Origin of the sequence: Mesorhizobium sp. M7A.F.Ca.US.006.04.2.1, from assembly GCF_004022915.1 — a bacterium.
GTDB lineage: Bacteria > Pseudomonadota > Alphaproteobacteria > Rhizobiales > Rhizobiaceae > Mesorhizobium > Mesorhizobium ciceri.
This window is the reverse complement of the sequence record NZ_RZQA01000508.1, coordinates 1-4,811: the sequence shown is the minus strand read 5'-3', so window position 1 is coordinate 4,811 and position 4,811 is coordinate 1. Positions and strand designations below refer to the sequence as shown.

General features: G+C 61.5%; 7 protein-coding genes and 1 pseudogene. 3 read left to right on the top strand and 5 right to left on the bottom strand.

Going from position 1 to position 4,811, the window contains the following annotated elements:
• Positions 1–52 precede the first annotated feature (52 nt).
• From EN925_RS23870 to EN925_RS23860, 3 genes and pseudogenes are all read left to right on the top strand, one after another.
• A pseudogene (locus EN925_RS23870) lies at positions 53–391 on the top strand (hypothetical protein); the annotation flags it as partial.
• Positions 392–397: 6 nt separating this feature from the next.
• Entirely contained in the window at positions 398–598 is a 201-nt protein-coding gene (locus EN925_RS23865) for a type II toxin-antitoxin system HicA family toxin (protein ID WP_013532021.1), read from the top strand.
• A 4-nt stretch (positions 599–602) separates the two neighbouring features.
• Positions 603–809: a type II toxin-antitoxin system HicB family antitoxin gene (locus EN925_RS23860; protein WP_024504399.1), complete on the top strand. Its 207-nt coding sequence runs from the start codon at positions 603–605 to the stop codon at positions 807–809.
• 44 nt (positions 810–853) lie between these two features.
• Here EN925_RS23860 and EN925_RS23855 read toward each other — a convergent pair whose 3' ends face one another.
• From EN925_RS23855 to EN925_RS23835, 5 genes are all read right to left on the bottom strand, one after another.
• The gene (locus EN925_RS23855; protein WP_244506949.1) at positions 854–1,081 is read right to left on the bottom strand and encodes a hypothetical protein; all 228 of its coding nucleotides are present in this window, start codon (positions 1,079–1,081) and stop codon (positions 854–856) included.
• A gap of 70 nt (positions 1,082–1,151) precedes the next feature.
• Positions 1,152–1,982 carry an S-formylglutathione hydrolase gene (gene fghA, locus EN925_RS23850; protein WP_127368226.1) on the bottom strand — a complete coding sequence of 277 codons (831 nt, stop codon included), beginning with the start codon at positions 1,980–1,982 and terminating at the stop codon, positions 1,152–1,154.
• A gap of 100 nt (positions 1,983–2,082) precedes the next feature.
• Positions 2,083–2,892, bottom strand: a complete 810-nt coding sequence (locus tag EN925_RS23845; RefSeq protein ID WP_027162602.1) for a formylmethanofuran dehydrogenase subunit C — start codon at positions 2,890–2,892, stop codon at positions 2,083–2,085.
• Positions 2,889–3,797, bottom strand: coding sequence for a formylmethanofuran--tetrahydromethanopterin N-formyltransferase (fhcD, locus tag EN925_RS23840; RefSeq protein ID WP_127368227.1), 909 nt, complete (start codon positions 3,795–3,797; stop codon positions 2,889–2,891). The genes EN925_RS23845 and fhcD overlap by 4 nt, the downstream gene beginning before the upstream one ends.
• Positions 3,785–4,811, bottom strand: a 1,027-nt coding sequence (locus EN925_RS23835; RefSeq protein WP_128336981.1) for a formylmethanofuran dehydrogenase subunit A, incomplete at its 5' end; no start/stop codon positions are given. The genes fhcD and EN925_RS23835, both read right to left, overlap by 13 nt.

Sequence of the window (4,811 nt, the reverse complement as noted above, 5' to 3'; positions counted from 1 at the left end):
GATGTCCTCGGCCAGTTCCTTCGCCCGCTCCTCATAGTCGCGCTTGTAGGCGACCGCCTTCTCCGGCTCCAACGTGCTGGCGCTGAAACCCGCCAGCGACGAAGCGGTCGCCTACAAGCGCGACTATGAGGAGCGGGCGAAGGAACTGGCCGAGGACATCGCCTTCGAGGAAGCGGCGGGTGCTGCCTCCGATGCCACGGCGGGATTGTTCACCGACGCGGCGGCCGTCGAGGCGGCCGAAGCAAAAAAACTCGCCAACGACCGCCGCGCCAAATCGCTGCTCCAGGGCTACACCGGCAATTCCTGCTCCGAGTGCCAGAATTTCACGATGGTGCGGAACGGGACCTGTGAGAAGTGCGATACGTGTGGCTCGACGAGCGGGTGCAGCTGAGATCTAGTGCCACCTCGGCTTACAGTTCGCGAGATCATTCGCCTGCTGGAGGCCGATGGCTGGTATCTGGTTGCAACCAAGGGCAGCCATCGCCAATATAAGCATGAAGTCAAAGCCGGCCGCGTCACCGTGGCTGGCAAGCCGTCTGAAGAGGTTGCGCCAGGAACACTGAACAGCATCCTCAAGCAGTCAGGTTTGAAGGAGTGATGACATGCGTTACGCGGTGGTGATTGAAAAAGCAGGAAATAATTTTTCTGCCTATGTGCCGGACCTACCCGGCTGCATCGCGACAGGTGCCACTGTGCCTGAAGTGGAAACCGAGATTCGCGATGCAATACGCTTTCACATCGAAGGTTTGCGAGCCGATGGGCTGGATGTGCCCAAGGGTGTCAGCCTCGCGGAATACGTAGAGGCATAGAGGCAGGCCTCCACTCGATCCGGATCAGGCTCTGGTCCGGGCGTCTAACTCGCCGGCAACACCCTTAGCGTCTGCTTGTCAAACAGCGGCTCGTCCTGGCCGATGCGGACGAACAGCAGCTTCCGACCCTCGCCCAAGGGCACTTCGAAATACTGGATGCCATCAGGCATTTCGCCCCAGCAGCCGCAGGGTGGGTCGGGAACCTCATCGGGGCTGGCCAGTGCTTTCAGTATTTTCGCGATCCAGGGATGTGTAGCGTTTGACGGCGGCAAGCGCGGCGCTCTCGGTGTAAGGCGTCGCAATAACTTGTTTGCATCTGGCCATGCCTTCGGCCTGCCCAGATCAAAGCCTCTCAGCATGCCATCTCAGATGATCGTCCATGAAGCTGGAGATGAAAAGATACGAGTGATCGTATCCATCCTGCATCCGCAGCTTTAGCGGAATACCTGCTGTGGCGCAGGCCGCCTCAAGCAGCCAAGGCCTCAGCCCGTCGTCAAGAAATCCATCCGACGTTCCCTGATCCACCAAAAATTCGGGGAAACGGTATCCGTCGTCGATGAGCGACGTCGCGTCGCAAGTTCGCCATGAGGCCTCATCCTTGCCGAGATACTTTTCAAAGGCCGGTTTCGACCAGCCGGCGGTGCTTGGCTGGGCGATCGGGGCGAACGCCGAGCAGCTCTTGAACCGCTGCGGATTCTTCAAGGCAATCGTCAGCGCGCCATGCCCGCCCATCGAATGGCCAAAGATTGCCTGGCGTGCCATATCGGCTGGAAATTCAGCCGCGATGAGGGCCGGCAACTCCTCGGCGACATAGGAATACATACGATAGTTCTTCGCATAAGGCTCTTGCGTCGCATCGAGATAGAAGCCGGCGCCGGAGCCGAACTGCCAGTTGTCTTTTTCATCCGGAATGTCGGCCCCGCGCGGGCTGGTGTCGGGACAAACGACGATCAGGCCGAGCTCGGCCGCCATGCGCCTGTACTCGCCCTTGTCCATTACATTGGCGTGGGTACACGTCAGGCCTGAGAGATACCACACAACGGGACAAGGCGCCTCCCGCGCCTGCGGAGGTATGAAAACGGCAAAAGTCATGTCGCAACGGCAACTCGTCGACAAATGGGAATAGACGCCCTGCACGCCGCCATGGGCTTTCGCTTGAGAGATGATTTTCATGTGTTCTCCACGTTGCAGGTCGAATGACGGTCGGCCCCACCACTACCCCAGCGGCAAGCACTTGCGTCCTGCCATCGTATGGTTCCTGTGTCGACGGATCTCAGCGCGGAAAAAGAACCTCGCCCATTCCAAGCACTGCGTTATCCCCGCCATATTTGCGCGGTGCGCTCCCCAGAAGCGGCCGTTTCAAAATGCCCTCGGCAATCAGATAACGATCGATGATGGCGGCGAAGACGCTTTCGGGTGCGCCGCATTCGACGAAGCTCGGCGACATGCGTGCCGGCGCGCGATCGAGAAGGATCGAACCGCGACGCATCAGATAGCCGGGCATCTCACCGGTGCCACCGGCCACCACCAGGGTGCCGGCGATCATACGGCTGCCTGCATGGTCGCCGGAGCCTTTCAGCACCGCGATCAGGCCGCGCCGCATGCGGTCCGCGGCGAAGGCGCCCGCTTTGCCCCTGACAATCAAAACACCGCCGTTCATGCCGGCCAGTTCCCCGACGAGCGGCGCACCGAGGTGGTCGCCGGCATTGCCCGTTATCTCAAGCCTGCCGCCGCGCATGCCGGAGCCGGCGTGTGGACCCGCATTGCCTTCGATCGTGAGCTTGCCACCGCGCATGGCGCGCCCGGCCTGGGCGCCGGCATTGCCAACGAGGCGAACCGACCCACCCCGCATGCCTTGCGCCACAAGGTCGAGGCGCGTGCTTCCGCCCTCGAACACGATGTTTGTCGGATCGCTGCCGGCGACGCGAAAAATGTCGCCCACCTTCGAGCCGTGCTTCGTCATGCCGATCTGGATTCTTTCAACGTCGCGCCTGTCGATCCCGGCCAGCCGCTCCGGCGTCAGCGGCGACAGGTCAAGGCGCTCCGGCGGCTCGGCAACCAGGGTGAAGGTCAGCGCCTTCATGGCAGCATATCCTTCAGCGAGTAGATGAATTTTCCGAGCTTGCCGCCGTAATTGCCGGCGCTGATCCGAACCGCGCCTCTTTTCGGGCCGAGCTCTATGACAGCCTTGATGCCGGCCTTCATCGCGGCGGCAACTGCATCATTGGTCTCACCATCGATGACGATTTCCAGGACAGCGTTGATGTCGGGACCGAGTTCACTCGCGACGACGCCGCGCAGTGTCGGCGCGTAGGCTTCGTTGGCCGAGGCGATCATGCCTTTGTATTTGCCACCAATCTTGGAACCCGAACGGGCAATGCCGCCCGGAAACGGCACGATGGCGCCAGGCACCATGCCGATCGCAGCGACCGCGGCCTCGGCAGCGGCCAAAGCGCTGGCGCTGCTTTGCGCCATGACAAAGAAATTGCCGCCACCGACAGCTTCCTTCGTCAGTCCGGTCGTTGCTTCGCACAGGAACTCGCCATCCATGACGGGAATACGCCAGAAATGCCTGTCGCCGATCTTCTTGGAGATCTGCCAGCCGTCGCCGAAATAACGCAGTGCCGAACCGAGCTTGAGCTCGGCGCTGCCCTGCAGCCCGGCAAAGCAGGCGGAACCCGGCGAGGTCAAAACGCACTGGCCGACACGATTGAGCAGTTGTTTCTGCAATTCGTCCGTTCCCATCGCGAAAATCATGACGCGGCAGCCCGGCCGGCCATCCGGTGTGGCCGATGGCGGCAGGTCGAGATCGATTGCCGCTTCGCAGCCGCAACCGATCACCGAGGTGGCGAAGCCGGTCATTGTGATCGCCGCCTGGCGAGCCCATTTCCGGCTCGGCGCGGTGATGACGATGGCGGTTGCGCGCATGCCGAAGGCTTCCGCGAAGGTATCGTCGATCGTTACGCCATTGATGCTCATGTTCGGCATGGCACCTCGCCGAATGGCTGTTCGCGCGCAATCGCGGAATCCGGGAAATTAAACCAGTCCAGCGACAGGCCGTAGCGCTGCTGGTGATAGTCCTCGAGCCGTCGCACCATTGCCTTGTCGACAGGCGGCTTGAGCCTCAATGCCTTGCCCCAGCGGTAATGGATGATTTCCCCGTCTTGCACGACGAGATCGCCATCCTTGAAAACATACGCCGCCTGTCCGAGCATTTTCGCGATACTGCGGTCCCTGCGATAGACAGCGACGTCGGCTGTTGCGCCGGCGCCGAGATGGCCTCGATCCGTCAAGCCGAGCAGCTTGGCTGGCGCCGCGCGCGTCATGATGGCGATTTCCTCGAACGTGTATTCGCGGTCGATTGCGGCCAGGGTAGAGAGCGCCAGGGCGGATAGGGAAAGTCCGGCGGCCATTTCGGTGCGCGCTTCCCGGCTCATCAGCAGTTCGAACAGCGCCGGATAGGCGGTAAAAGGTGCACCGTTGGGATGATCGGTGGTGAAGAACACACGCCAGGGATCGTCGATCAGGAGAAAAAGCTCGAGCCCGATCGCCCACTGCATCGTGCCGTAGAAGTCCTTGCCATAGCTGTAGGGCACGATGCCGCCGCCATTGCCGTCACCGTCATGAATGACGGTCTTTTTCGGATGCGCGCTGCCGCGCGCCGAAAATTGCCGCATGACGTCGGAGGAGACCGTGACCGTCTGGCCGAACATCACCTGGCCGATATCGATGGTGACTTCCGGCGTCGCGTTGACCAGTTCGGCAAGCCGTGCGGCGGCAGAGGAAAACCCGCGTTTTCCTTCCGTGCCATAGCCATAGAACTGGAGGTGGGCGAGATGCAGCGGCAGTCCATCCGCCGCTGCAATCGTCGCAGCCGCCGTATCCGCCGATCCGGGGCTGCCCAGATTGTTGCAATGGACATGCAAGGGATGCGGCAAGCCAAGATTGTCGACGGCGGCCTGCAGCGTCTTGACGATCTTGCGCGAACTGACGCCATAGGAA